At 64.0% G+C, this 26,074-nt stretch carries 28 protein-coding genes; 15 read left to right on the top strand and 13 right to left on the bottom strand.

The features are described from left to right. Positions 1 to 114: 114 nt before the first annotated feature. The 4 genes from coaBC to argB all read left to right on the top strand — a co-directional run bounded on the left by coaBC (position 115) and on the right by argB (position 5,374). On the top strand, positions 115 to 1,323 hold the full coding sequence (coaBC, locus tag VMP31_RS06615) for a bifunctional phosphopantothenoylcysteine decarboxylase/phosphopantothenate--cysteine ligase CoaBC (RefSeq protein ID WP_325505302.1): 1,209 nt from the start codon (positions 115 to 117) through the stop codon (positions 1,321 to 1,323). 27 nt (positions 1,324 to 1,350) lie between these two features. Continuing rightward, positions 1,351 to 1,806, top strand: coding sequence for a dUTP diphosphatase (dut, locus tag VMP31_RS06610; RefSeq protein WP_325505300.1), 456 nt, complete (start codon positions 1,351 to 1,353; stop codon positions 1,804 to 1,806). A gap of 1,238 nt (positions 1,807 to 3,044) precedes the next feature. After that, positions 3,045 to 4,439, top strand: coding sequence for a phosphomannomutase/phosphoglucomutase (gene algC / locus VMP31_RS06605; protein ID WP_325506106.1), 1,395 nt, complete (start codon positions 3,045 to 3,047; stop codon positions 4,437 to 4,439). Positions 4,440 to 4,468: 29 nt separating this feature from the next. Then, the gene (gene argB, locus VMP31_RS06600; RefSeq protein ID WP_325505298.1) at positions 4,469 to 5,374 is read left to right on the top strand and encodes an acetylglutamate kinase; all 906 of its coding nucleotides are present in this window, start codon (positions 4,469 to 4,471) and stop codon (positions 5,372 to 5,374) included. 55 nt (positions 5,375 to 5,429) lie between these two features. On the opposite strand, the gene VMP31_RS06595 is transcribed toward argB, so the two are convergent. Together VMP31_RS06595 and pyrE are read right to left on the bottom strand one after the other, a co-directional pair. Then, positions 5,430 to 6,017 (bottom strand): DUF4124 domain-containing protein, encoded by a 588-nt coding sequence (locus tag VMP31_RS06595; RefSeq protein WP_325505296.1) that lies wholly within the window; start codon positions 6,015 to 6,017, stop codon positions 5,430 to 5,432. Positions 6,018 to 6,042: 25 nt separating this feature from the next. Beyond that, the gene (gene pyrE, locus VMP31_RS06590) at positions 6,043 to 6,684 is read right to left on the bottom strand and encodes an orotate phosphoribosyltransferase (RefSeq protein WP_325505295.1); all 642 of its coding nucleotides are present in this window, start codon (positions 6,682 to 6,684) and stop codon (positions 6,043 to 6,045) included. 92 nt (positions 6,685 to 6,776) lie between these two features. Here pyrE and VMP31_RS06585 point away from each other — a divergent pair, with 92 nt between their 5' ends. Continuing rightward, the gene (locus VMP31_RS06585) at positions 6,777 to 7,556 is read left to right on the top strand and encodes an exodeoxyribonuclease III (protein ID WP_325505293.1); all 780 of its coding nucleotides are present in this window, start codon (positions 6,777 to 6,779) and stop codon (positions 7,554 to 7,556) included. A 54-nt stretch (positions 7,557 to 7,610) separates the two neighbouring features. Here VMP31_RS06585 and VMP31_RS06580 read toward each other — a convergent pair whose 3' ends face one another. Together VMP31_RS06580 and rph are read right to left on the bottom strand one after the other, a co-directional pair. Continuing rightward, positions 7,611 to 7,982: a DUF4870 domain-containing protein gene (locus VMP31_RS06580; protein WP_325505291.1), complete on the bottom strand. Its 372-nt coding sequence runs from the start codon at positions 7,980 to 7,982 to the stop codon at positions 7,611 to 7,613. 42 nt (positions 7,983 to 8,024) lie between these two features. After that, entirely contained in the window at positions 8,025 to 8,747 is a 723-nt protein-coding gene (rph, locus tag VMP31_RS06575; protein ID WP_325505289.1) for a ribonuclease PH, read from the bottom strand. A gap of 142 nt (positions 8,748 to 8,889) precedes the next feature. On the opposite strand from rph, the gene VMP31_RS06570 reads away from it, so the two are divergent. The 6 genes from VMP31_RS06570 (at position 8,890) to VMP31_RS06545 (ending at position 14,281) form a co-directional block, all read left to right on the top strand. Next, positions 8,890 to 9,753 carry a YicC/YloC family endoribonuclease gene (locus VMP31_RS06570; RefSeq protein WP_325505287.1) on the top strand — a complete coding sequence of 288 codons (864 nt, stop codon included), beginning with the start codon at positions 8,890 to 8,892 and terminating at the stop codon, positions 9,751 to 9,753. A 58-nt stretch (positions 9,754 to 9,811) separates the two neighbouring features. Continuing rightward, positions 9,812 to 10,432 carry a guanylate kinase gene (gmk, locus tag VMP31_RS06565; RefSeq protein ID WP_325505286.1) on the top strand — a complete coding sequence of 207 codons (621 nt, stop codon included), beginning with the start codon at positions 9,812 to 9,814 and terminating at the stop codon, positions 10,430 to 10,432. Between the two features lie 144 nt (positions 10,433 to 10,576). Continuing rightward, entirely contained in the window at positions 10,577 to 10,840 is a 264-nt protein-coding gene (rpoZ, locus tag VMP31_RS06560; RefSeq protein WP_305621687.1) for a DNA-directed RNA polymerase subunit omega, read from the top strand. A gap of 60 nt (positions 10,841 to 10,900) precedes the next feature. Next, on the top strand, positions 10,901 to 13,009 hold the full coding sequence (gene spoT / locus VMP31_RS06555) for a bifunctional GTP diphosphokinase/guanosine-3',5'-bis pyrophosphate 3'-pyrophosphohydrolase (protein ID WP_325505282.1): 2,109 nt from the start codon (positions 10,901 to 10,903) through the stop codon (positions 13,007 to 13,009). Between the two features lie 105 nt (positions 13,010 to 13,114). Further along, positions 13,115 to 13,495: a RidA family protein gene (locus tag VMP31_RS06550; protein ID WP_325505280.1), complete on the top strand. Its 381-nt coding sequence runs from the start codon at positions 13,115 to 13,117 to the stop codon at positions 13,493 to 13,495. 51 nt (positions 13,496 to 13,546) lie between these two features. Beyond that, complete coding sequence (locus VMP31_RS06545) at positions 13,547 to 14,281, top strand: hypothetical protein (protein WP_325505278.1); 735 nt, start codon at positions 13,547 to 13,549, stop codon at positions 14,279 to 14,281. Here VMP31_RS06545 and VMP31_RS06540 read toward each other — a convergent pair. The 3 genes from VMP31_RS06540 to VMP31_RS06530 form a co-directional block, all read right to left on the bottom strand. Further along, entirely contained in the window at positions 14,278 to 14,892 is a 615-nt protein-coding gene (locus tag VMP31_RS06540) for a LysE family translocator (protein ID WP_325505276.1), read from the bottom strand. The genes VMP31_RS06545 and VMP31_RS06540 overlap by 4 nt on opposite strands. A 247-nt stretch (positions 14,893 to 15,139) precedes the next feature. Further along, entirely contained in the window at positions 15,140 to 15,937 is a 798-nt protein-coding gene (locus tag VMP31_RS06535; RefSeq protein ID WP_325505274.1) for an AraC family transcriptional regulator, read from the bottom strand. Position 15,938: 1 nt separating this feature from the next. Then, entirely contained in the window at positions 15,939 to 16,796 is an 858-nt protein-coding gene (locus VMP31_RS06530) for an NAD-dependent epimerase/dehydratase family protein (RefSeq protein ID WP_325505272.1), read from the bottom strand. 95 nt (positions 16,797 to 16,891) lie between these two features. On the opposite strand from VMP31_RS06530, the gene VMP31_RS06525 reads away from it, so the two are divergent. The 3 genes from VMP31_RS06525 (at position 16,892) to VMP31_RS06515 (ending at position 21,379) form a co-directional block, all read left to right on the top strand. Further along, a complete protein-coding gene (locus VMP31_RS06525) occupies positions 16,892 to 17,818 on the top strand; it encodes a hydrogen peroxide-inducible genes activator (protein WP_325505270.1) in 927 nt (308 codons plus the stop codon). A gap of 8 nt (positions 17,819 to 17,826) precedes the next feature. Beyond that, entirely contained in the window at positions 17,827 to 19,902 is a 2,076-nt protein-coding gene (gene recG / locus VMP31_RS06520) for an ATP-dependent DNA helicase RecG (protein WP_325505268.1), read from the top strand. Positions 19,903 to 19,984: 82 nt separating this feature from the next. Further along, positions 19,985 to 21,379, top strand: a complete 1,395-nt coding sequence (locus tag VMP31_RS06515; RefSeq protein WP_325505266.1) for an aminoacyl-tRNA deacylase and HDOD domain-containing protein — start codon at positions 19,985 to 19,987, stop codon at positions 21,377 to 21,379. A 380-nt stretch (positions 21,380 to 21,759) separates the two neighbouring features. Here VMP31_RS06515 and VMP31_RS06510 read toward each other — a convergent pair whose 3' ends face one another. The 6 genes from VMP31_RS06510 to VMP31_RS06485 all read right to left on the bottom strand — a co-directional run bounded on the left by VMP31_RS06510 (position 21,760) and on the right by VMP31_RS06485 (position 25,213). Then, positions 21,760 to 22,497 carry a hypothetical protein gene (locus VMP31_RS06510; protein ID WP_325505265.1) on the bottom strand — a complete coding sequence of 246 codons (738 nt, stop codon included), beginning with the start codon at positions 22,495 to 22,497 and terminating at the stop codon, positions 21,760 to 21,762. Between the two features lie 78 nt (positions 22,498 to 22,575). Continuing rightward, positions 22,576 to 22,968, bottom strand: coding sequence for a helicase (locus VMP31_RS06505; RefSeq protein ID WP_325505264.1), 393 nt, complete (start codon positions 22,966 to 22,968; stop codon positions 22,576 to 22,578). 135 nt (positions 22,969 to 23,103) lie between these two features. Next, entirely contained in the window at positions 23,104 to 23,376 is a 273-nt protein-coding gene (locus VMP31_RS06500; protein WP_298113809.1) for an HU family DNA-binding protein, read from the bottom strand. A 187-nt stretch (positions 23,377 to 23,563) separates the two neighbouring features. After that, positions 23,564 to 24,712 carry an NAD(P)/FAD-dependent oxidoreductase gene (locus VMP31_RS06495; protein ID WP_325505262.1) on the bottom strand — a complete coding sequence of 383 codons (1,149 nt, stop codon included), beginning with the start codon at positions 24,710 to 24,712 and terminating at the stop codon, positions 23,564 to 23,566. A 71-nt stretch (positions 24,713 to 24,783) separates the two neighbouring features. Beyond that, the gene (locus tag VMP31_RS06490; protein ID WP_325505260.1) at positions 24,784 to 24,951 is read right to left on the bottom strand and encodes a rubredoxin; all 168 of its coding nucleotides are present in this window, start codon (positions 24,949 to 24,951) and stop codon (positions 24,784 to 24,786) included. A 94-nt stretch (positions 24,952 to 25,045) separates the two neighbouring features. Further along, on the bottom strand, positions 25,046 to 25,213 hold the full coding sequence (locus tag VMP31_RS06485) for a rubredoxin (protein ID WP_325505258.1): 168 nt from the start codon (positions 25,211 to 25,213) through the stop codon (positions 25,046 to 25,048). Positions 25,214 to 25,430: 217 nt separating this feature from the next. Between VMP31_RS06485 and VMP31_RS06480 the strand changes: the two genes are divergently transcribed. Next, entirely contained in the window at positions 25,431 to 25,982 is a 552-nt protein-coding gene (locus VMP31_RS06480; RefSeq protein ID WP_325505256.1) for a chorismate--pyruvate lyase family protein, read from the top strand. Positions 25,983 to 26,074: the final 92 nt, after the last annotated feature.

The raw sequence follows: 26,074 nt of genomic DNA, 5'->3' as shown, positions 1-26,074 counted from the left end.
CACCGCTACTCCCGTGCGGCCTCTGTGCTATCGTAGCCCAACTTTTGCGCGGTGCCTGGCCTGGGGAGGTGCCGGCATCGCGGTGTATATCCATCTTTGATAAAAGGCAGGCCTATGCAGCGGCTTTATCGGAAACGCATCATCGTTGGTGTGGGCGGCGGCATTGCCGCCTACAAGAGTGCCGAGCTAGTTCGCCGACTCAAGGATCTGGACGCCGACGTGCGCGTGGTCATGACCCGGGCCGGCCGCGAATTTATCACCCCGCTGACCCTGCAAGCCCTCTCCGGCCATCCGGTACATCTGGACCTGCTCGATCCTGCCGCCGAAGCCGCCATGGGCCATATCGACCTGGCACGCTGGGCCGACCTGGTGCTGATTGCCCCGGCCACCGCCGACCTGATGGCGCGCCTGGCTCAGGGCGTAGCCGACGACCTGCTGACCACCCTGGTGCTGGCCACCGACGCCCCCGTAGCTCTGGCCCCGGCCATGAACCAGGCCATGTGGCGCGACCCGGCGACCCAGGCCAATGCCCAGTTACTCAGCCAGCGCGGCCTGCATCTGTTCGGCCCGGCCGCCGGCAGCCAGGCCTGCGGCGATGTCGGCCTGGGCCGCATGCTCGAAGCCGAGCAACTGGCGCAATGCGCCGCCGACTGCTTCCAGGGCCAGGCCCTGACCGGCAAGCATGTGCTGATCACCGCCGGCCCCACCCAGGAAAACATCGACCCGGTGCGCTATATCACCAACCACAGCTCCGGCAAGATGGGCTTCGCCCTGGCCGAGGCGGCCGCCGAGGCCGGTGCCAAGGTCACCCTGATCAGCGGCCCGGTGCACCTGCCGACGCCCGAGCGGGTCGACCGCATCAACGTCACCAGTGCCCGCGACATGCTCGCCGCCTGCGAGGCCGCCATGCCCTGCGACCTGCTGATCGCCGCCGCCGCGGTTGCCGATTACCGCCCGGAAGTAGTTGCCCAGCACAAATTGAAGAAAGACCCCAGCAGCGGCGACGGTTTGCTCCTGCAAATGGTGCGTAACCCGGATATTCTCGCCACTCTGGCCGGACGCAGCGACCGCCCCTTCAGCGTCGGCTTCGCCGCTGAAACCGAGAACCTGCTGGAGTACGCCTCGCGCAAGCTCAAGGACAAGAACCTCGACCTGATCGTCGCCAATGACGTGGCCAACCCCACCATCGGTTTCAACAGCGAGGAGAACGCCATCACCATCATCGACCGCGAACTGCAGCAGAACAGCTTCGGCCAGACCAGCAAGAGCAAAATCGCTCGTCAGCTGATCGGTTTTATCGCCGAACGTCTGCCCCGCACCTGAAGCCACCTATACAAAAACGAGTCCCGCATGCACGCCTTACAAGCCAAGATCCTCGACCCGCGCCTGGGCCACGAATTCCCCCTGCCGCAATACGCCACGCCAGGCTCTGCCGGCCTCGACCTGCGCGCCATGCTCAAGCAGGAGCTGGTACTGGAACCCGGGCAGACCGTGCTGATCCCCACTGGCCTGTCGATCTATATCGGCGACCCGGGCCTGGCGGCGATGATCCTGCCGCGTTCGGGCCTGGGCCATAAACATGGCATCGTCCTCGGCAACCTGGTCGGCCTGATCGACTCGGACTACCAGGGCGAGCTGATGGTGTCCTGCTGGAACCGCGGCCAGAGCGCTTTCACCATCGCTATCGGTGAACGTATCGCCCAGTTGATTCTGGTGCCGGTGGTCCAGGCGCATTTCGAGCTGGTGGAGCAGTTCGATGAAAGTCAGCGTGGCGCAGGCGGCTTCGGCCACTCCGGCAGCCACTGATTGGCCCCTATTGATTGCAGGATGAACTGTCGAGGAGACGCCGCATGAAACTCTTCAAGCGCACTGCCAAGGATGCCGCCTCCGCCGATCCAGGCCACCCGGCCACAAGCTCCGCGCCAAGCGCCCAGCAGCAGGCCGCCAATGCCATCCTGCCGGGCCTGCTGGCCGCACTCGCCGGGCTGCTCGTCGCCGGCGGCCTGCTCTGGTTCGGCATACTAGACAGCAGCCAGCAACGCCAGCAGCAACAACTCAGCCAGGCCTGGGGGAGCGGCCAGGCCTCAGCCCTGGACAAGGCCCTGCAACAACTGGCCGCGAACACCGCCAGCGCCGCGCGTAATCCACAACTGCTGGAGGCCCTGCAAAGCCAGGACAGCAACCAGCTGCGCGCCGCCGAACGCAACCTCGGCTATTGGCACGGAGTGGTCGATGCCCACCTCAATGCCCGCGGCCAGGCCCGGCAGGACATGGCCCGCAGCGCACCGATGAACTTTGCCGCCCTGGATATGCTGCGCCGGGTGGAAAGCGGCCAGGATCCCGCCCCCGAAGCCTACAAGGTCGGCCAGCGCTGGCTGGTCTATAGCGCCGCGCCGTTGCGCCTGAGGGACGGCGAGCCGCTGCAGGGCACCCTGCTCCTGGCGGTTGACCTCGACCAGCTGCTGGACAGCCTGCCCACCCTGCCTGCGGATGTCGGCCAGGTGCAGCTAAGCCAGCAGTTCAGCAATACCGCCGCCCAGGTGCTGGCCAGTATTGGCCAGGCCAGTGGCCAGGCCCAGGCGTTCCCCACCGGCAACCCCAACTGGACGCTCGGCTTTACTCCAGGCCCGGCACTGCAACAGCTGGCCTACTCGCCGCTGCTACTGGTGGTCATCGGCCTAATCGCCCTGCTCGGCTCCCTGCTGGGCCTGCACCAGCTGCACAGCACCCTGCAACGCCGCCTGCACAAGGATGTCATGCAGCTGGCCCAACTGATCAAAGAACTCTCGGCCGGCAAGGCAGTCAAAGCTTTCAGCCTGAGCCTGCCAGCGCTCGACAGCCTGGCCCATGCTCTGGCACGTCTGCCACGCCGAGCCAATGAAACTGTCGTGCGCCCACCCGCGGAAGCGCCCGCCCCGACACCCGATACGCAGCAAACGGCAACGGCCGGCCTGGTTGATCCACTGTTTCAAGACACCGATATCCTCGATATCGATATTCTCGATGAAGACCAGGATCTCCTGGGACTGGAGCAACCCCCTGCAATGAATACTCAACAAACCGCCCCCAGCCTACCCGCCGATATTTTCCGCGCCTATGACATCCGTGGCGTGGTCGGCAGCAGCCTGACCGCGGAAAGCGCCTACTGGATCGGCCGCGCCATTGGCTCGCAGAGCCTGGCCCAGGGCGAACCGAACATCGCCGTGGGCCGCGACGGCCGCCTGTCCGGGCCGGAGCTGGTGCAACAGCTGATCCAGGGCCTGCTCGACTGCGGCTGCAATGTCAGCGACGTCGGCATGGTGCCGACCCCGGTGGTCTATTACGCCGCCAATATTCTCGCCGGCAAGTCCGCGGTGATGCTCACCGGCAGCCACAACCCGCCGGACTACAACGGTTTCAAGATCGTTATCGCCGGCGACACCCTGGCCAACGAGCAGATCCAGGCCCTGAAGACACGCATCGACACCAACGACCTGGCCAGCGGCGTCGGTTCGGTCGAGCAGGTCGATGTGCTGCAGCGCTACTTCCAGCAGATCCGCGATGACATCGCCATGGCGCGCCCGCTGAAAGTGGTGGTCGACTGCGGTAACGGTGCGGCCGGGGTAATCGCCCCGCAACTGATCGAAGCCCTGGGCTGCAAGGTGATCCCGCTGTTTTGCGAGGTGGACGGCAACTTCCCCAACCACCACCCGGATCCGGGCAAGCCGGAAAACCTGGTCGACCTGATCGCCAAGGTCAAGGAAGAGAAGGCCGACCTGGGCCTGGCCTTCGATGGCGACGGCGACCGTGTCGGCGTGGTGACCAACAGCGGAGCCATGATCTACCCGGATCGCCTGCTGATGCTGTTCGCCAAGGATGTGGTGTCGCGCAACCCTGGGGCCGACATCATCTTCGACGTCAAATGCACGCGCCGCCTGACCCCACTGATCAGCGGCTACGGCGGCCGCCCGGTAATGTGGAAAACCGGTCACTCGCTGATCAAGAAGAAGATGAAGGAAACCGGTGCCCTGCTGGCCGGCGAGATGAGCGGGCATATCTTCTTCAAGGAGCGCTGGTTCGGCTTCGACGACGGCGTCTACGCCGCCGCCCGCCTGCTGGAGATTCTCAGCCAGGACAAGCGCGATGCCGACCAGATCTTCGGGGCCTTCCCCAACGACATCTCCACTCCGGAGATCAATATCCAGGTCACCGAGCAGAACAAGTTCAGCATTATCGAGCGCCTGCAACGCGATGCGGTCTGGGGCGAAGGCAATATCACCAGCCTCGACGGCGTGCGGGTCGACTATCCCAAGGGCTGGGGCCTGGTGCGCGCCTCCAATACCACGCCGGTGCTGGTGCTGCGCTTCGAAGCGGAAACCCAAGGTGAACTCGATCGCATCAAGGAAGTGTTCCGCGCCCAGCTCTACAGCGTCATACCCGAACTGGATCTGCCTTTTTGATTAATACCGCTTACCCACTGGAGCCCTGCATGACCCTCGAACGTGATGCCGCCACCAACGTCGCCAAGGTACTGTCCGAAGCGCTGCCGTATATCCGCCGGTTTGTCGGCAAGACCCTGGTGATCAAATACGGCGGCAACGCCATGGAAAGCGAAGAGCTCAAGCAAGGCTTCGCGCGCGACATCGTGCTGATGAAAGCGGTGGGCATCAACCCGGTAGTCGTCCACGGCGGCGGCCCGCAGATCGGTGACCTGCTCAAGCGCCTGTCCATCGAGAGCCATTTTATCGACGGCATGCGCGTCACCGACACCGCCACCATGGACGTGGTGGAAATGGTCCTCGGCGGCCAGGTCAACAAGAGCATCGTCAACCTGATCAACCAGCATGGCGGCAGCGCCATCGGCCTGACTGGCAAGGATGCCCAACTGATCCGCGCCAAGAAGCTCCAGGTCAGCCGCAAGACCCCGGAGATGACCCAGCCAGAAATCATCGACATCGGCCATGTCGGCGAAGTCACCGGGGTCAATACCGACCTGCTCAACATGCTGGTCAAGGGCGACTTTATCCCAGTTATCGCGCCCATCGGCGTCGGCCAGAACGGCGAGTCCTACAACATCAACGCCGACCTGGTGGCCGGCAAGGTGGCCGAGGCACTGAAAGCTGAGAAGCTGATGCTGCTGACCAATATCGCCGGCCTGATGGACAAGCAGGGTGAAGTGCTCACCGGCCTGACCACCGAGCAGGTCGATGGCCTGATCGCCGACGGCACCATCTACGGCGGCATGCTGCCGAAGATCCGCTGCGCCCTGGAAGCGGTGCAGGGTGGCGTCAACAGCGCCCATATCATCGACGGCCGGGTGCCCAATGCGGTGCTGCTGGAAATCTTCACCGACAGCGGCGTCGGCACCCTGATCTGCAACCGCAAGCGCCCCTAAACGGCCATCGCAGAGCGCTTCGGGCAGCCCTTGAGCTGGCCGAAGCGGGACCGCGCTAGCGCTCGGTCAGCTGCTTGAGTCGATCGAGGTCGGCGTCGAAATTGGCATTCGACTGCTCACGCAGCGCCCGATAGTGTTCGATATCGCTTTTCAGACGCGTCTGCTCGGCAATCTGGTTATCGATCTGCGCCAACAGATGGGCAGGCACTTCGCGGCCGGCACGCTCATGCTCGGCGGCCTGGCTCTGCAGATTGCCCTGCTGAGTACGCACCGACTGCAAATTGCCCCGCGCTACACCAATCAAACCATCGAGTTCGGCGAGCTTGCGCTGCCGGGCCCGTTCGACGTCTTCCGGGGTGCTGTAGAGACGCAGCAGCTGCACATCGGAAAGCGCCCGCGCCTTCTCCTGCTGCATCCGCCGCAGTTCCTCGGCAGTGGGGGCTGGGGGAATCACCCGGATTACCCGGCCCTGCTCGTTGAGCACCTCATAACCGCGGGCGATATGCTCAGGCGGTACGCCCTGGCGACTGAGTACCGTGGTACCGCGTTCGTCGATATAACGGTACAGCTCGACCGCACTCGCCACAGCCGGTAGCAGCAGGCCCAACAACAGCGAACAGCGAATCAGCCTGGTTGTGCCCATCGATGCAGGTCCTCACTTCAAGAAATCAGATGCCGTATTCGGCGCGGTAAGCCTCTACCGCAGGCAAATACTGCTTGAGTTCGGCGTCGTCAGCCAGATATTCCAACACCTGCTGCAGTGACACAATGCTCACCACCGGCATGCCGTAATCGCGCTCGACTTCCTGAATCGCCGACAGCTCGCCCTTGCCGCGCTCCTGGCGGTTCAGCGCGATCAGCACGCCGGCGGCCTGCGCGCCCTGGGCCTGAATGATCTGCATCACCTCGCGAATGGCCGTACCAGCGGTGATCACATCGTCAACGATCAGCACCCGACCGGCCAACGGGGCCCCCACCAGGGTGCCGCCTTCGCCATGATCCTTGGCTTCCTTGCGGTTGAAACACCAGGGCAAATCGCGCTGATGATGCTCGGCCAAGGCCACCGCAGTGGTCGCCGCCAGCGGAATGCCCTTATAGGCTGGGCCGAACAGAACGTCGAAGGCGATTCCACTGTCTACCACCGCAGCAGCATAGAAACGCCCAAGCTGAGCCAGGGCCGAACCACTGTCGAACAACCCGGCATTGAAGAAATACGGGCTGATCCGCCCGGATTTCAGGGTGAACTGACCGAAGCGCAGGACCCCACGCTCGATGGCAAAACGGATGAAATCGCGCTGGTACGCTTGCATGAAAAAGCCCCGGACAACACGGATCTGCTAGGAATTTAGCTAATAGAGGTGAGCTCGGGTATCATACACGCACGTGATTTTGGGGGCCATTTATGCGGATCATCAGTGTGAACGTGAATGGTATTCATGCTGCAGTCGAGCGCGGTTTGCTCAGCTGGCTGCAAGCACAGAATGCCGACGTCATCTGTCTGCAGGACACCCGCGCCTCCGCCTTTGAACTGGACGACCAAGCCCTCCAACTGGATGGCTATTTCCTCTATGCCTGCGATGCTGAAGTGCCGAGCCAAGGTGGCGTGGCACTCTATTCGCGGTTGCAACCCAAGGCGGTAATCAGCGGCCTCGGCTTTGAAATGGCCGATCGCTACGGGCGCTACCTGCAGGCCGATTTCGACAAGGTAAGTATCGCCACCCTGTTACTGCCATCGGGGCAGAACGGCGATGAAAGCTTGAACCAGAAGTTCAAGTTTATGGACGACTTCACCCATTATTTGGACAAGCAGCGCCGCAAGCGCCGCGAATACATCTACTGCGGCTCACTCTACGTGGCGCACCAGAAACTCGACGTGAAGAACTGGCGCGACTGCCAGCAATCGCCGGGCTTTCTCGCACCCGAACGGGCCTGGATGGATGAAGTGATCGGCACCATGGGCTATGTCGACGCCCTGCGCGAAGTCAGCCGCGAAGGCGAGCAGTTCAGCTGGTGGCCGGACAGCGAGCAGGCTGAACTGCTCAACCTCGGCTCGCGCTACGACTACCAACTGCTGACCCCCGGCATGCGCCGCAGCGTGCGCAGCGCACGCCTGCCGCGCCAGCCGCGGTTCTCCCAGCATGCGCCACTGATCGTCGATTACGACTGGATTCTCAGCGTCTGATCGACAGACAACAAAAAGCCGGCGCGATGCCGGCTTTTTGTTGTCTGCCTGCCTCTATTTCACCAGACGCCAGGCGAAGGGATAGCGATAGGCCTGGCCTTCATTGGCCTTGATCCCGGCAATGATGGTCAGCACCAGCGCGGCAACCCCGACCAGCACCAGCAGCGGGAAGCCGATAATCACCACCATCAGCAGGAAGCACAGCACCATCGCCAACGACACGCTGATCTGGAAATTCAGGGCTTCCTTACCCTGCTGATCGACAAAGGGGTCGAGGTCCTTCTTGATCTGCCAGACAATCAGCGGCCCAAGCAGATTGCCAAAGGGAAACACCAGCCCGAAAAAGGCCGCGAAGTGACAGAACATTGCCCATTGCCGGGCTTCCTGACTGGGTGCCGGCTGCGGCACTGGGGATTCGTCGCTCATGGTGCTTCTCCTTGACGTTGCATATAGAGGCGTTGCGGGTAATCAGTCGGCCAAGGCCGCCTGCTGCAACTCGAACAGCTCGGTCATGCCTTTCTGCGCCAATGCCAGCATGGCATTCAGCTCGGCCGGCTGGAAGGGCGCGCCCTCGGCCGTGCCCTGCACTTCGATAAAGCCGCCGGCACTGGTCATCACCACGTTGAGGTCGGTTTCTGCCGCCGAATCTTCCAAATAATCCAGATCCAGCACCGGCTCGCCCTGGTACATGCCCACCGATACCGCGGCAATCATCTGCTTGAGCGGGTCGCCGCCTTTCAGGCCGCCACGTTTCTTGATCACTTTCAGCGTATCGACCAGGGCCACCATGGCACCGGTGATGGACGCGGTACGGGTACCGCCATCGGCCTGAATCACGTCGCAATCGACATACAGGGTGTTCTCGCCCAGCTTGCTCATATCCAGAGCGGCGCGCAGCGAACGGCCGATCAGACGCTGGATTTCCAGGGTACGACCGCCCTGCTTGCCGCGGCTGGCTTCACGCTGGTTACGGTCACCGGTGGCGCGCGGCAGCATGCCGTACTCGGCGGTCAACCAGCCCTGACCCTGGCCCTTGAGGAAGCGCGGCACACCCGACTCGACGCTGACCGTGCAAATCACTTTGGTATCGCCAAATTCCACCAGCACCGAACCCTCGGCATGCTTGGTGTAGTTGCGGGTGATGCGAATCGAGCGCAACTGATCGGCGGCGCGGCCACTGGGACGTTTCATCTGGGAATACCTGCTCTTAATAAAAAATCTGCCCGGCATTATAGGGCCCTAAGCCTGCGGCGGTATGCCGAATTGGGAGCGACCGACGCACTGCGCTACAATCCTGCGCCTTGAGTTACGACGTTTCCGCGAGGTTTGCCCCATGATCCACAGCATGACTGCCTTCGCCCGCGCCGAACAGGCCGGCACCAATGGCACCCTGAGCTGGGAGCTGCGTTCGGTCAATCACCGCTACCTGGAACCCCACCTGCGCCTGCCGGAAGCCTTTCGCGACCTCGAAGGCGCAGTGCGCGAAGCGCTGCGCAGCGGTCTGTCGCGCGGCAAAGTCGAATGCACCCTGCGCTTTACCGAAGACAGCACCGGCAAGACCCTGCAGGTCGACCTGACCCGCGCCGCGCAACTGGTGGCGGCGGCGCAGAGCGTGGCCGACCTGATCCAGCAGCCCGCCCCGCTCAACCCCCTGGAAGTGCTAGGCTGGCCCGGCGTGCTGGTGGCCGATGCCGCTGACCCGCAAGCCCTCAACAAGGCCGCCCTGAGCCTCTTCACGCAGGCGCTGGATGAACTGAAAATTGGCCGTTCGCGCGAAGGTGCCGAGCTGGCCAAGCTGCTTAACGAACGCCTGGACGCCATCGCCACCGAGGTCGTCGCCCTGCGCGAACTGGTGCCGCAGATGCTCGCCGGCCAACGGCAGAAGATCCTCGACCGCTGCGCCGAGATGCAGGCCGAGCTCGACCCGCAGCGCCTGGAGCAGGAGCTGGTGATGCTCGCGCAGAAAAGCGACGTCGCCGAAGAGCTCGATCGCCTGGTCACCCATGTCAGCGAAGTACGCCGCGTGCTGAAAAGCGGCGGCGCGGCCGGCCGACGCCTGGACTTCCTGATGCAGGAGCTCAACCGCGAAGCCAATACCCTGGGTTCCAAAGCCTTCGACACCCGCAGCACCCAGGCGGCAGTCAATCTGAAAGTGCTGATCGAGCAAATGCGCGAACAAGTACAGAACATCGAATAACGCTACTGCCTACGCGTTAAGACCTGAAAGAATAGAAAGACAGCCCCGGGACACATTTATGGCCATTACCACCGGCACCCTCTATATCGTTTCCGCCCCCTCCGGCGCGGGCAAGACCAGCCTGGTCAAAGCACTGATCGACAGCGAAGCGCAGATTCGCGTCTCGGTGTCGCACACCACCCGGGCCATGCGCCCGGGCGAGGTGGAAGGGGTCAACTACCACTTCGTCAGCCGCGAACAGTTCCATGCCATGCTCGACAACACCGAGTTTCTCGAGCATGCCGAGGTGTTCGGCAACCTCTATGGCACCTCCCAGGAGTGGGTCAAGCAGACCCTGGCCGAAGGCTACGACCTGATTCTGGAAATCGACTGGCAGGGCGCGCAACAGGTGCGCCGGCTGATGCCCGAGGCCAAGTCGATTTTTATCCTGCCGCCGACCCAGGAGGCCCTGCGCCATCGCCTGACCAACCGTGGCCAGGACAGCGGCGAGATCATCGAACGGCGCATGCGTGAGGCGGTCAGCGAGATGAGTCACTACGTCGAATACGACTACCTGCTGATCAACGACGACTTCGCCCATGCGCTCAGCGACCTGAAATCCATTTTCCGCGCCAACCAACTGCTGCAGGGACCGCAACAGCAGCGCCACAGTGGTTTGCTCAGCGAATTGCTGGTTTAACGCGGTATGCGGCACGTTCGCAACCGGGGTATTTCTTGCCGCTTGTAGCTTAAAGCTTGCGGCCGTACCACGGGCTTAACTAGACTATCCAGTCCGCCCGCCCATTTGGGCCCGCTTTATTACGCATTTGCTACGAGGAACACCATGGCCCGCGTTACCGTCGAAGATTGCCTGGATCACGTTGATAACCGCTTTGAGCTGGTCATGCTCGCCACCAAGCGTTCGCGCCAGCTGGCCACCGGCGGCAAAGAGCCGAAGCTCGCCTGGGAAAACGACAAGCCTACCGTGGTCGCCCTGCGCGAAATCGCTGCTGGCCTGATGAGCTATGACGTCATCGCTCAGGACGAGATTGTCGAAGAAGAACCGCTGTTTGCCGCATTCGAGGAAGAGGCCAACGAGCCTCTGTAAGCCTATGCCGGGTCGACGTCGTCAGGCGCAGGGTCATCTGAATCGGCAAGGGGAACGCCCATGCCGAGCATAGACGCCCTCGCCGACAGACTTTCGACCTACCTCGACGACGACCAGGTCAACCTGGTGCGTCGCGCCTATTTCTACGCCGAGCAGGCCCACGACGGCCAGCGCCGGCGCAGCGGCGAAGCCTACGTCACCCATCCCCTGGCGGTGGCGAGCATCCTGGCTGATATGCACATGGACCATCAGAGCCTGATGGCCGCCATGCTGCATGACGTAATCGAAGACACCGGCATCGCCAAGGAAGCCCTGGACGCCCAGTTCGGCGAATCCGTGGCGGAACTGGTCGATGGGGTCAGCAAGCTGACCCAGATGAACTTCGAGACCAAGGCCGAGGCCCAGGCCGAGAACTTCCAGAAGATGGCCATGGCCATGGCCCGCGATATCCGCGTGATCCTGGTCAAGCTGGCCGACCGCCTGCACAACATGCGCACCCTGGAAGTGCTATCCGGCGAGAAACGCCGGCGCATCGCCAAGGAAACCCTGGAAATCTACGCCCCCATCGCCAACCGCCTGGGCATGCACAGCATGCGCATCGAGTTCGAGGACCTGGGTTTCAAGGCCATGCACCCGATGCGCTCCGAGCGCATCCGCGCCGCCGTGCGCCGGGCCCGGGGCAATCGCAAGGAAATCGTCAACAAGATCGAGGAATCGATCAGCCACTGCCTGGCCCGCGAGGGCATGGAAGGCGAGGTGGTGGGCCGCGAGAAGCACCTGTACGGCATCTACCAGAAGATGCGCGGCAAGCGTCGAGCCTTCAACGAGATCATGGACGTCTACGCCTTCCGCATCATCGTCGACAAGGTCGACACCTGCTACCGCGTGCTCGGTGCCGTGCACAATCTGTACAAGCCGCTGCCAGGCCGCTTCAAGGACTACATCGCGATCCCCAAGGCCAACGGCTACCAGTCGCTGCACACCACCCTGTTCGGCATGCACGGCGTGCCGATCGAGATCCAGATCCGTACCCGCGAGATGGAAGAGCTGGCCAACAACGGCATCGCCGCCCACTGGCTGTACAAATCCAACGAGGAAGACCAGCCCAAGGGCAGCCACGCCCGCGCGCGGCAGTGGGTCAAGGGCGTGCTGGAGATGCAGCAGCGCGCCGGCAACTCGCTGGAATTTATCGAAAGCGTAAAGATCGACCTGTTCCCCGACGAGGTCTATGTATTCACCCCCAAGGGGCGAATCATGGAGCTGCCCAAGGGCTCGACCGCGGTGGACTTCGCCTACGCCGTGCATACCGATGTCGGCAACACCTGCATCGCCTGCCGCATCAATCGCCGCCTGGCACCACTGTCCGAGCCGCTGCAGAGCGGGGCCACGGTGGAAATCGTCAGCGCTCCCGGCGCGCGGCCGAACCCAGCCTGGCTCAATTTCGTGGTCACCGGCAAGGCGCGCACCCATATTCGCCACGCCCTCAAGCTGCAACGCCGCTCCGAGTCGATCAGCCTCGGCGAACGCCTGCTGAACAAGGTGCTGGCCGGCTTCAACAGCCGGGTCGAGAAACTCGCGCCGGAACGCGTCAAGGCCGTGCTCGACGAGTATCGCCTGGAGGTGATCGAAGACCTGCTGGAAGATATCGGCCTGGGCAACCGCATGGCCTACGTGGTGGCGCGTCGCTTGCTCAGCGAAGGCGGCGAAACCCTGCAGAGCGCCGAAGGCCCGCTGGCGATCCGCGGCACCGAAGGCCTGGTGCTGAGCTACGCGAAATGCTGCACGCCGATTCCGGGCGACCCCATCGTCGGCCATCTGTCTGCCGGCAAGGGCATGGTGGTGCACCTGGACACCTGCAGAAATATCGGCGAAATCCGGCATAACCCGGAGAAGTGCATCCAGCTGTCCTGGGCCAAGGACGTGGTCGGCGAGTTCAACGTCGAACTGCGCATCGAACTGGAACACCAGCGCGGCCTGATCGCCCTGCTGGCCGGCAGCGTCAACGCCGCCGACGGCAATATCGAGAAAATCAGCATGGACGAGCGCGACGGCCGCATCAGCGTGGTCCTGCTGATCGTCAGCGTGCATGACCGCGTCCACCTGGCCCGCGTGATCAGGAAGCTGCGCGCGCTCAAGGGCGTGATTCATATCAACCGGGTCAAGGCCTAGCAAAAGCCTGTCCTTGAGCCTGCAGCTCGCAATCTGTAGCCTGCATCCGCCTTTACCTGCAGCTTGAGCCTGGCTTGAAGCTGCTTCTTTCCAAGGAGTTTTTCCATGAGCAGAAGCGTTATCAATTCCGACAAGGCCCCGGCCGCCATCGGCACTTATTCCCAGGCGATCAAGGCCGGCAACACCGTCTATATGTCCGGGCAGATTCCGCTGGACCCCACCACCATGGAGCTGGTGGAAGGCTTCGAAGCCCAGACCGTGCAGGTATTCGAGAACCTCAAGGCGGTCATGGAAGCCGCTGGTGGCTCGTTCAAGGACGTGGTCAAGCTGAACATCTTCCTCACCGACCTGTCGCATTTCGCCACCGTCAACGAAGTCATGGGCCGCTACTTCCAGCAACCCTACCCGGCCCGCGCCGCCATCGGCGTAGCAGCACTGCCGAAGGGTGCCCAAGTGGAAATGGACGCGATTCTGGTACTCGAGTAAGCCCCTCCGGCGGGGTTTGCCCACCCCGCCGCCTCTTTCCAAGGACGTCCCATGCGTTGCCTGCCCAGCCTGCTACTCGCCACCTTGTTACTCAGCGGCTGTGCCAGCCAGACGCAAGACCCTAGCGGTATCTGGATCAACCAGGCGGCCATCGACGCCGCGGCGGCCGGCGGCGAGCTGCGCGAAGCCCTGCTCGCCTATGGCCCCAACCTGGAATGGCAAGTCGACAGCCAGCGCCAGCAAGCCAGCTTCAGCAATGGTTTCGAACGTGGCGAGGGCCGGCTGAGCCACGAACCCGATGGCGGTTTCCGCGTGCACTTCCATGGCGATCACCAGGAGTGGCTCAGCCTCGACCGCAGCGAGCTGGTGCAGGCCGCCAGCGACACCTGGCCGCAACAGCGCTTTGTCCGCGCCAACCCGGCCGACAGCGGTTACGCCGCGCCCGGCAGCCGTTTCGAACAGGCCCTGTATCAGGCCTATCTGGGCGGCACCTGGGTCATCAAACAGGGCCTGGGCGAAGGCGGCCTGGTGCTGTTCGCCGCCGACGGCAAGCTCGAAGGCCTGCCTGGGGCCGATCGCTACGCCCTGTGCCTGGCCGGCGATTGCGCCGCCATGAGCGGCGAAGCCGACAGCATCTGGCTGCAACTGGGCGAACAGGGACAGAGCTGGCTGTTCGAACGCGAAGGCGACCAGCTGCGCATCTTCCCGGCGCTCAACCGCGCGGCCATCGACGAAATGCCCGACTACCACAAAGGCCCGCTGCACTGGCGGCTGCAGCGGCGTTAAGCGCATACCAGCCACACCCCCAGCACCAGCAGCAACCCGCCGCACAGCCGGTCCAACCAGACCACGCGCCGCTGCAACCAGCTGCGCCAGCGCGCTTGCCCGAGCAGCCGCACCAGGGCCAGGTCCCAGATCAGCACCACCAGCGTCATCCACAGCATGCTCAGCAGCATCCCCCAGGCGGGCATCGCCGCCTCGCGCAGCACGCCGAACAAGCCAGCGTAGAAAATCGGCAATTTGGGATTCAAGCAGCTGGCCAGCAGCCCCTCGCGCAGACCGTCCACCCAGGTTCCCGTGCACGCCTGCGGTGCGATCGCGGTCAGCTCCAGCCGCCGCCTCGAGCACAGCGCCTGACCACCGAGCCAGATGAAATAGGCCCCACCCGCGACCTGCAAAGCAGGCCATAGCCAGCCACCCTGGGCCGGCAACAGGCCGAGGGCCAGCAGCACCAGCAACATGCTCAGCAGATTGGCCAGGGCGATCCCTGCGGCGCAGCCATCGGCCTGCTGCCGGCCCTTGAGCAGCGCGGCGCGGATCAGCAGAAAGAAGTCCGGCCCCGGCGACAGCAGGGCAGCGAAATGGGTGCTGGCGACCAGCACAAACAAGGCGAACATAAACGACTCCCGAATTGAACGGGAGCCAGTTTCAACGGGCGAGCGGAGCCGGTCTTGGAAGAAACTCAGAGGTTGTGAAAATATCGAGCGCCGTAGCGAGACCGTCTCCAGACGTTCGCGGCAAGGCGCTCTACGTGAAAAGCAGGGGAGTTTAGTGAGCTAAATGACCCTGTTTTTCACGTAGCGCAACGTCAGCAGCGGGCGTCCGGGGGGCGGTCGCAGTAGGTGGGAGTTTTTTCACAGCCTCTCAGGCGGCCGAGCGGCGAAACAACCCGGGGCTGACCCCGGTAAAGCGCTTGAACGTCGTGGAGAAATGCGCCTGATCGTAAAAGCCCAGGTCCAGCGCCACCGCCACTACCGCCTCGCCCGCAAGCAAGCGGCGCTTGGCCTCGCGGACCCGGCGCTGCAGCAGATAGGTATGCGGCGGTACGCCGTAGACCCGGCGAAACGCCTCGATCAGATGGCGTGGATGACGCTGTAGCTGCTGGCCCAACTGTTCCAGGCTGACGGCCTCGGCATAGTGCGCCTCCAGATAGTCGCGCAGGGCCAGGATCACCCCACCATCGCGTCGCGCAGCCTGGGCCGCCGGCAATCCGCCATGACGGAGGAACACCCGCTCCAACAGCACCAGCAGTTCGCTTTCCAGAGCCAGTACATCCGCCTGCTCGAACGCCGCCGCCAGGCGGGCCAGGCCCAGGGCTACCGCGCCATCGTCCAGCGGGTTCAACTCGGCAAAACCCCGCGGCAGGCGCTTGCGCCCCAGCAGATGCGGCAGACGACCCTCTTCGACATAGAGCATGCGATACACCAGGCGCTCGGACTCGGCATAGCCGTTATGGGCCTCCTGCGGATTCATCAGCGACAGGGTGCCGGCCGGCAAGGCATGCCGTGCACCCCGGCACTGGTAGCCGCCAACGCCCTGCAGGATGGCCCCGATGGCAAAGGCATCGTGGCTGTGGCGCGCAAACGCCTGACCGGAAAAATCGGCATGGAACAGCTCCACCCCCGGTAGCCAAGCGCGGGCCAGCAGCCGATTGGCGTCCACCTCAGCGCTCCGCCAGGATCGCGCTATAGCCTTCGCGGTAACTGGGGTACTGCGGTGCCCAACCCAGCGCCCGAGCCCGGGCGTTGCTGCAGCGCTTGCTGCCAGCGCGGCGCACCGTCGCCTGCTCCGCCCAGTGGCTGACCCCGAGCTGCTCGCGCAGCCAGGCCACTACTTCATGCAGCGGCGCGGGCACATCGTCGACGCCGAGGTAGCAGTCCTCCAGCGTTACCCCACGGGCATCGGCTTGCAGCAGGTAGGCCAGCAGGCCAGCCGCATCGTCGACATGGATGCGATTGCCGTAGAGCGGCGGCTCGGTGGCCACCCGATAGCCCTGGCGCACCTGATTGAGCAGCCACTGCCGCCCCGGCCCGTAGATCCCGGTCAGGCGCACCAGGCTGGCTGGCAAGCCGCTGCCCAGCGCCAGCTGTTCGGCCTCGCGCATGATGCACCCGGAATAGCCCTCGGCCTCGGCCGGTGAAGCCTCGTCGACCCACTCGCCGCCCTGCTGGCCATAAACGCTGCTGCTGGAGACAAACAGCAGGCGCTTGGGCCGCTGCCCATGCTCGGCCAGCCAGCCCAGCACTCGGCGCAGGCCGTCGACATAGGCGGCGCGGTAACCGGCTTGGTCATGCTCGGTGGCCGCCACGCAGTACACCAGGTAATCCAGCTGGCCCGCTGGCCAGGCCGGCGGACAGGCATCCGCCTGCAGATCCCCGGCCACCGCCAGAATCTGCGCGGGCAACTGCGCAACCGAGCGGCGCAGGCCATGCACAGTCCAACCCGCCGCAGCCAGGCGCATGCCCAGGCGGGTGCCGACGTCGCCGCAGCCGGCAATCAAAAGACTCGCTGAACCCGCCATGGGCTTCTCCCTGTATTTGCAGGCGGGCAGTTTAGCCCGGTTGGTTGATTGCATTGCAAAGGCTATGCTTAGGCGCAATTTAATGGATAAACACTATGACCCTCACCGAACTGCGCTACATCGTCACCCTGGCCCAGGAACAACACTTCGGCCGCGCCGCCGAGCGCTGCCATGTCAGCCAGCCGACCCTGTCCGTGGGGGTGAAGAAGCTTGAGGACGAGCTCGGCGTGCTGATCTTCGAGCGCAGCAAGAGCGCGGTACGCCTGACCCCGGTCGGCGAGGGCATCGTCACCCAGGCGCAGAAGGTGCTGGAGCAGGCCCAGAGCATCCGCGAGCTGGCCCAGGTCGGCAAGAACCAGATGGCCGCGCCGCTGAAGATCGGGGCCATCTATACGGTCGGGCCTTACCTGTTCCCTCACCTGATCCCGCAGCTGCACCGGGTTGCCCCGGATATGCCGCTGTATATCGAGGAAAACTTCACCCACGTGCTACGCGACAAGCTGCGCAACGGCGAGCTGGACGCCATCATCATCGCCCTGCCGTTCCAGGAAGCCGATGTGTTGACCAAGCCGCTCTACGACGAATCCTTCTACGCCCTACTGCCCGCCGGCCATCCCTGGGCAGAGCTGAAAACCATCGACAGCGCGCTGCTCAATGACAAGAGCCTGCTGCTGCTCGGTGAAGGTCACTGCTTCCGCGATCAGGTACTGGAAGCCTGCCCCAGCCTGCGCAAAGGCGGCGAAGACAGCGCCAAGCACACCACGGTGGAATCCAGCTCCCTGGAAACCATCCGCCATATGGTCGCCTCCGGCCTCGGCATCTCGATCCTGCCGTTCTCCGCGGTGGACAGCCACCACTACGCCCCCGGCGTGATCGAAGTGCGCCCACTCAGCCCTCCCGCGCCGTTCCGCACCGTGGCCATCGCCTGGCGCGCCAGCTTCCCGCGGCCTAACGCCATCGAAGTGCTGACCGACTCGATCCGCCTGTGCTCGGTGGCCCGCCCGCCGGCTCAGAAGGCCTGAGACCGGGCATGAGCGAGCTGGCCACGGTATCGGTGACCGCGCTGAAAGGCGTGGGCGCGGCCCTGGCCGAAAAGCTCGCCAAGGTCGGCCTGGAAACCCTGCAGGACGTGCTGTTCCACCTGCCGCTGCGCTACCAGGACCGCACCCGCATCGTGCCGATCGGCGCGTTGCGCCCGGGTCAGGATGCCGTGGTCGAAGGGGTGGTCTGCGGCGCGGATGTGGTGATGGGCAGGCGACGTAGCTTATTGGTGCGCCTGCAGGACGGCAGCGGCACCCTCTCCTTGCGCTTCTACCACTTCAGCCAGGCGCAGAAGGAAGGCCTCAAGCGCGGCACTCAGGTGCGCTGCTATGGCGAGGTGCGCCCCGGCTCGTCGGGGCTGGAGATCTACCACCCGGAATACCGCGCGCTGTCGGGCAGCGAGCCGATTGCCGTGGAACAGACCCTGACCCCCATCTACCCGACCACCGAAGGCCTGACCCAGCAGCGCCTGCGCGCCTTGAGCGAACAGGCCCTGGCCCGCCTCGGCCCACACAGCCTGCCGGATTGGCTACCGCGCGAACTGGCCGACGATTACCAGCTCAGCCCGCTCGATCAGGCCATCCGTTACCTGCACCGGCCACCGCCGGATGCCGATCTGGAAGAGCTCGCCGAAGGCCGCCACTGGGCCCAGCACCGCCTGGCCTTCGAGGAGCTGCTGACTCACCAACTGTCCCTGCAACGCCTGCGTGAAAGCGTCCGCGCGCAGCAGGCCCCCGCCCTGCCCCTGGCGAAAATCCTGCCGCAGCACTACCTGGCCAACCTGGGCTTCGCCCCCACCGGCGCGCAGCAGCGGGTCGGCGCTGAGATCGCCTACGATCTCAGCCAGGACGAGCCCATGCTGCGCCTGGTACAGGGCGATGTCGGCGCGGGCAAGACGGTGGTCGCGGCTTTTGCCGCGCTGCAGGCCCTGGAGGCCGGTTACCAGGTGGCGCTAATGGCCCCCACCGAGATCCTCGCCGAGCAACACTTCGTCACCTTCAGCAAATGGCTCGCGCCGCTGGGCATCGAAGTCGCCTGGCTGGCCGGCAAGCTCAAGGGCAAGGCCCGCGCCAGCGCCCTGGAACAGATCGCCGCGGGCGCGCCCATGGTGGTCGGCACCCACGCGCTGTTTCAGGATGAAGTGCAATTCCCAAAACTCGCGCTGGTGATTATCGACGAACAGCACCGCTTCGGCGTGCAGCAGCGCCTGGCCCTGCGGCAGAAAGGTATCGGCGGGCGCATGTGCCCGCACCAGCTGATCATGACCGCCACCCCGATCCCCCGAACCCTGGCGATGAGCGCCTACGCCGACCTCGACACCTCGATCCTCGACGAACTGCCGCCCGGGCGCACCCCGGTCAATACCCTGGTGATCGCCGATAGCCGCCGCCTGGAAGTGGTCGAGCGGGTACGCCTGGCCTGTAACGAAGGGCGGCAGGCCTATTGGGTGTGCACCCTGATCGAGGAATCCGAAGAGCTGACCTGCCAGGCCGCCGAAACCACCTTCGAAGATTTATCTGCGGCGCTGGGCGGGCTGAATGTCGGGCTGATCCACGGGCGCATGAAGCCGGCGGAAAAAGCCGCGGTGATGGATCAGTTCAAGCAGGGCCAGCTGCAACTGCTGGTGGCCACCACGGTGATCGAAGTCGGCGTCGACGTGCCCAATGCCAGCCTGATGATTATCGAAAATCCCGAACGCCTCGGCCTGGCCCAGTTGCACCAGCTGCGCGGACGGGTCGGTCGCGGCAGCGCCGCCAGCCATTGTCTGCTGCTCTACCACCCGCCGCTGTCGCAATTGGGCCGCGAACGGCTGGCAATCATGCGCGAGACCTGCGATGGTTTCGTTATCGCCGAAAAAGACTTGGAACTGCGTGGCCCCGGCGAAATGCTCGGCACCCGCCAGACCGGTCTGCTGCAGTTCAAGGTGGCCGATCTGATGCGCGACGCCGACCTGCTACCCGCGGTACGCGATGCCGCACAGGCCCTGCTGGAGCGCTGGCCGCAGCATGTCAGCCCGCTGCTGGAGCGCTGGTTACGCCACGGACAACAATATGGGCAAGTGTGAACAGGGTAACCGTCGCCTGAACGCCTCGCCCACCCCACAGCTGCATATACTTGGCAAATTGCTGCCTCAGCCGGATATCGCCATGACTGAACTCGCCCTCTCCACCTCCACCGCACCGCAACCCCCAGCGGTAATTCTGCAACTTCTGGAGAAGTTGGGCCTGAGCTATCAGGTGCGCAGCGACCTGCCCAATCTGCCGGCTGCGCAGCGCCTGCAGGCGGTCTTGCTCGATGATGCCGTCGGGGCCCTGCTGGTGCTCTACCCGCAAAGCCAGTTGCTCGACCTCAAGCGCCTTACCGAACTGACCGGCCGCCAGCTCGTCGCGGTCAAGCCGGAACGCCTGGAGCGCATGCTCGGCAAGCACAACCTGAAAACGCTGCCCGGGCTGCCGCCGCTGACCAGTTCGCCCTGCCTATACGATGAGCGCCTGCTGCAAGTGCCCAGCCTGTTTGTCGAATCCGGCACCCCCGGCGTGCTGCTGGAGCTGCCCACCGAGGCCTTCAAGAGCCTGCTGAGCAAGGCCAGCGCCGCGCGCTTCGGCGAGCCGCTGGAAAATATCCGTCTGAACCTCGATCGCCCCGACGACGACCGCGCCGAGATCACCCAGGCAGTGCAGGCCTTTACTGCCCGGCGCATCCAGCAGCGCCTGGAAGAAACCATCGAGATCCCGCCCCTGCCGGAAACCGCGCAGAAGATCATCAAACTGCGGGTCGACCCGGACGCCACGGTGGACGACATTACCGGCGTGGTGGAAACCGACCCGGCGCTGGCTGCTCAGGTGGTCAGCTGGGCCGCTTCGCCCTACTACGCCGCCCCCGGCAAGATCCGCTCGGTGGAGGACGCCATCGTCCGCGTGCTCGGCTTCGATCTGGTGATCAACCTGGCCCTCGGCCTCGCCCTGGGCAAGACCCTGAGCCTGCCCAAGGACAAACCGCAGCACGCCACACCCTATTGGCAGCAGGCGATCTACACCGCGGCGGTGATCGAAGGCCTGACTCGCGTCATCCCTCGCGCCCAACGCCCGGAGGCCGGCCTGACCTACCTCGCCGGACTGCTGCACAACTTCGGTTATCTGGTGCTGGCGCACGTATTTCCGCCGCATTTTTCGCTGATCTGCCGCCATCTGGAGGTCAACCCGCATCTGCCACACAGCTATATCGAGCAGCACCTGCTGGGTATCAGCCGCGAGCAGATCGGGGCCTGGTTGATGCGCTACTGGGATATGCCGGAAGAACTGGCCAGTGCCCTGCGCTTCCAGCACGACACCGACTACAACGGCCCCCACGCGATGTACCCGAATCTGGTGTGCCTGGCGGTAAAACTGCTGCGCAACCACGGCATCGGGGCCGGCCCCCAGGGCGAAATCCCGCAGAACCTGTTCGACAACTTGGGTATCAGCCGCGACAAGGCCGAGGAAGCGGTCAACAAAGTGCTGGCAGCCGAAGTGGCCCTGCGCGAACTGGCTTCGCAGTACTAGAGGAGCTCCGTGCGCCGTTAGCCATCGGTCTGTAGGAGCGGCTGAGCGGCACTCCGCTGGGCGGCACTCCGCCATGCCGGCGATTCGCACGCATGGCGTGCTCCTACATGTTTGCGGCACTTGAACCCTGTGGAGACCGCTGAAAAACGCAGGAGAGGAGACCGCTCGCAAGGTGGGTTAGGCGCACAACGCCGTTAGCTGTTGCACAGGCTGTGGGAGGGGCTTCAGCCGCGAAATTCGCGGACAAGTCCGCTCCCACAACAGCCCCAGAACCCATCACCTGGCCGTAGCCAACAAAAAGCGCCCCCGCCGCTCCTAAAAGATTTACGGCGGGGGCGCTTTTTTGTGTGGACGATCTCGATCGCGAACGCTGTCTGGGGTTATTTACGCAGCTGGGCGCGGCGTGCGGCAAATAGCTCGGGGAGGATTTCCAGGCTGCGATCCAGCAGCAACGCGACCGCCTCCTGTTCGTAGAGCGCTGCATAGTCGGCCAGCTGCGCACTGGGCATGCGCCGGTAAGCGAACAGCATAAAAGACTCCACTGCGGTGGCGCTGGAGGCCCGCAGGGCCTGTTCCTGAGCCTGGGTCTGGCTGCTCAGGGCCAGCTCGTCGATGTTTTCGCCACGGGCCTTGAGGGTGAGCAGGGCCTGGGTTTTGCCGACCTCATAGCGCAACAGAGTGGCCAGTGCAGTGGTGTGGGCCGCGGCATCCAGGCGCTTGACCAGCTGCAGTCGTTCCTTCCGGGGCGGCCGCTCGGCCAGTTGCTGACGGTAGGCGGCCAGGTCTTCTGCACCACCTTCGCCCACCGCGCGCTCGGCAGCAGTAAAACCTTGGGCCAGCGGGCTCTCGAGCACACGCTTAGCTTCGATCAGGCCCTTATGATCAAAGCTGGCCACCATGCGCTTGGCCAGATCCAGGCACAGGGCATCGGCGGCGAACAGTTGGGCCAATTGCGCCTGCTGCTGTTTACCAAGGCCGCGCTGCACCAGCGGCGCACTCTGCTCGCAGAGCAGGCGGATGCCAGCCAGTTCGAACAACGGGGCAAAGGCTTCGGCTTTGGGCGGCGCGGCATGGGCCAGGCTGGCGGCCAGGCACAGAAGGGTAATCAACAAACGCATGGGCGAACTCTCGAAAAACTCGGCCCAGCCTAACCAATGCCGGGCACGCCGGCCAGCCCTGACGCGCGGTACTGCGGTTCAGGCGGCTTTTTTCGCCGCGGTTTTCTTCTTCGGCATCAGGTACTTGGTCAGCCCATGGAACCAGATCACCAGCGCCGGGTTGCCCTGGATCTGGATCTCCTTGTTCTGAATGCCCTGCATAAAGGCCAGCTGCTTGTTCTTCGCATTCATGGTGGCGAAACCGTAGGCGGCATCCTTGAAGCCCAGAGCAAAGGCGGGTTCGTTGGCCGGGCCGCGCTTGCTGCTGATGCGCCGGTCCTTGACGATAAAGTGGCGGGCAACCTTGCCGTCCAGGGTATGCAACTGGAAGACCATATCGCGGCCTTCGAGCTGTTGCTGAAACGCCGGGTTGTCACGGCTGGCCTTGGCCATCAGGCGGCCCAGCATCCACAGAAGAAAACGGAATTTCATGCGCAAGGCCTCGCGAGGGGGGGGAATGAAAAGGCCGCGCATTGTAGCGCTTCGCGCCGGGGACTACATCCGGCTGAAAGAAGGGAAAACAGCGGGGTGAGCAACCCGGAGCCTGGCGGCTCCGGGTTTTGCAACTTAGTTGACTGCGTCTTTTAGCGACTTGCCCGGCTTGAAGGCGACAGTGTTGCTGGCCTTGATCTTCACCGGCTCGCCGGTTTGCGGATTTTTCCCGGTGCGAGCACCGCGATGACGTTGGACGAAGGTCCCGAAGCCCACCAGCGTGACACTGTCCTTGCGGTTCAATGCACCAGTGATTTCTTCGAGTACGGCGTTGAGTACACGGTTGGCCTGATCTTTAGTCAGATCTGCCTTGTCCGCGATGGCGGCGGCGAGTTCCGGTTTACGCATAAATGCCTCTTTGACAGTTTTTGTTGTTGTGTCCGGGGCTACTCTGCGCGAGCAGCGTCCAAGGCGCCGCAACAGCTCTGGGCTGCGGCAGACCCACCGAGAATGGCATGCCGTTTAGAGCTGCGCCAGTGTTGTCCGACAGTTTCAGCGGACAACATAAGGACATAACCGACAGAACAGCTGCCATTTACGCCAGGAGTGCTGGCAAGGCCTTATTCAAGACCAATTTTTCCTGCACGGCCGTACCGGTCAGCGCGTAACCGAGCAGGGCTCCGTTGCTGTCGAGGCACAGCGCTTTGATGTTTCCGCCACTGCCTTCCACGCTCCACTCGCCTTGCAGGCCGCGCGGGGGTGGCGATACCACCAGCGGGCAGACCGGGGTTTTTACCGTCACCGGCATGGGCCCATAGCTGACCGCGGTCGGCTTACCGGCCAGGGTCTGGGCCAGGGCGCGGGCGCAGGTCATCAGGGGCATGACGTAGAGCAAATTGAGACCGTCGACCTCGGCGCAATCGCCAAGGGCGTAGATATTGGCGTGGGACGTTTGCAGCAGGCGATCGACCACCACTCCGCGATTGACCGCCAGGCCGGCAGCCGCGGCCAGCTCGGTGCGGGGGCGCAGGCCCACGGCAGAGAGCACCAGGTCACAGCTCAGTACGCTGCCGTCCGAAAGGTGCGCCTCCAGAGCCTCACCCTTGTGGTTGAGGCTGGCCAGCACAGGGCCCAGATGGAAGCGCGCACCGAGGCTTTCCAGCCCCGCCTGGACCGCCGCTGCCGCCGCCGGATGCAGCAGACCGGGCATCACTTGTTCGCAGGGTGCCACCAGTTCGACCTGATAGCCGCCCAGACTGAGGTCGTTGGCGAATTCGCAGCCGATCAAGCCGGCCCCGAGCAGCAACAACCGCTGCTTGCCCGCAGCCGCGGTACGGAAGCGCGCGTAGTCTTCCAGGTCGTTGATCGGCAGGATCGCATCCTGAGCATCCCCGGCCACCGGCACACGGATAGGCTCAGCCCCCCAGGCCAGGATCAGGTCGCGGTAGGGCACCGCCTCCTCGCCTATCCACAGTTGCTTGTGGCCCGGGTCGATGCCGCTGATGCGGGTGTGGGTGCGAATCTCGGCGTTCAGTTGATCGGCCATGGCACCGGGCTCGGCCATGCTCAGGCCATCGGCATCCTTGTTCTTGCCGAAGCCGGTGGAGAGCATGGGTTTGGAATAAGAGCGCCCGTCGTCGGCGGTAATCAACAGCAGAGGCGTCTCGCTGTCGAGCTTGCGCCATTCACGCGCCAGGTTGTAACCGGCCAGGCCGGTTCCGACTATTACTACGGGTGCACTCATGATCGATTCCTCAACTTGGCGACAGCACGGCGGCCGTGGCCAGAACGCATTTTCCAGGGGGTGGGCGCGGCTCAGGTAATTTCGATCATCTCGAAGTCCACCTTGCCGACTCCGCAGTCGGGGCACAGCCAGTCGGCGGGAACATCTTCCCAGGCGGTACCGGCGGCAATGCCCTCGTCGGGGCAGCCCAGGGCTTCGTCATAGATAAAGCCACACACCACACACTGCCATTTGCGCATACCCACCTCACCCATCAGTCGGCTTGTCCAGCTTAAGTATGCGCACTGGCGAAACAAAACGGCGACCCGCAGGTCGCCGTTTAAAGATTGCCGATCAACCGATCTCAATCATTTCGAAATCCATCTTGCCCACGCCACAGTCGGGGCAGAGCCAGTCTTCCGGAACATCCTGCCACGGCGTACCAGCGGTGATGCCTTCATCGGGCCAACCCTGGCTTTCGTCGTAAATCAGTCCACAGACCACACATTGCCACTTTTTCATAACTACCTCTGGCGAATCTAACGGCTTGCGCGAGGCAAACTACCGTAAATGTGAGGGTGCGCCAAGCGACCGAAGGGTGAAAGCCGCTCGCCGGCGGGCCAACTAAAGTCGGGTGCCGCCCAGCGAGCAGCACCCGCCCCTGGCCACCCGCCCCGACCAACATCCGCGAAGCACCATGCTAGACTCGCGCGCTTCCAGTCCATGGTGATTTCCAGCCGTGCCCCACACCGCTCTCGCCCATCCGCCCCGCTGGCTGACCGCCGGCCAGTTGCACCCCGCGCCCGCCGCGGCCGTGCGCGACTGGCTGTTCAATGAAGACTCGCTGACCCGACGGCTGACCGCCCTGTCCAATCAGGGTTTCAGCGTCACCCCGCTGCAGGAAGGCTGGCAGCCGCTGCGCCGCGATGAATGCAGTGCCCTCGGCGTGGCCCCGGGCTGCCAGGGTTGGGTGCGCGAGGTGTATCTGCGCGGCCATGGCCAGCCCTGGGTGTTCGCCCGCAGCGTGGCCGCCCGTAGCGCCCTGCAAGGCTCCGGGCTGAACCTGGCGGAGCTGGGCAGCCGCTCACTCGGCGAACTGCTGTTCAGCGACCGCGCCTTCGACCGTGGCGCAATGCAGGTCTGTCGCTATCCGAGCGCCTGGCTACCCACCGAGGCCTGCGCCGAACGTCTGTGGGGGCGACGTTCCTGCTTCAGTCGCGGCGAGCTCGGTGTGCTGGTGGCCGAGGTATTTCTACCGGCCTTCTGGGTCGCGGCAGGTATCGAGCCGTAGGATGGGTCGGGCCGCGTAGGTTGAGCGCAGCGATACCCATCACCTGCGCCCCTGATGGGTTACGCCGCTACGCGGCTAACCTACGCGGCCCG

The organism is Pseudomonas sp., from assembly GCF_035512415.1.
GTDB lineage: Bacteria > Pseudomonadota > Gammaproteobacteria > Pseudomonadales > Pseudomonadaceae > Aquipseudomonas.
Note: the sequence above shows the minus strand (reverse complement) of the source record. Positions and strands in the feature narration are given on the sequence as shown.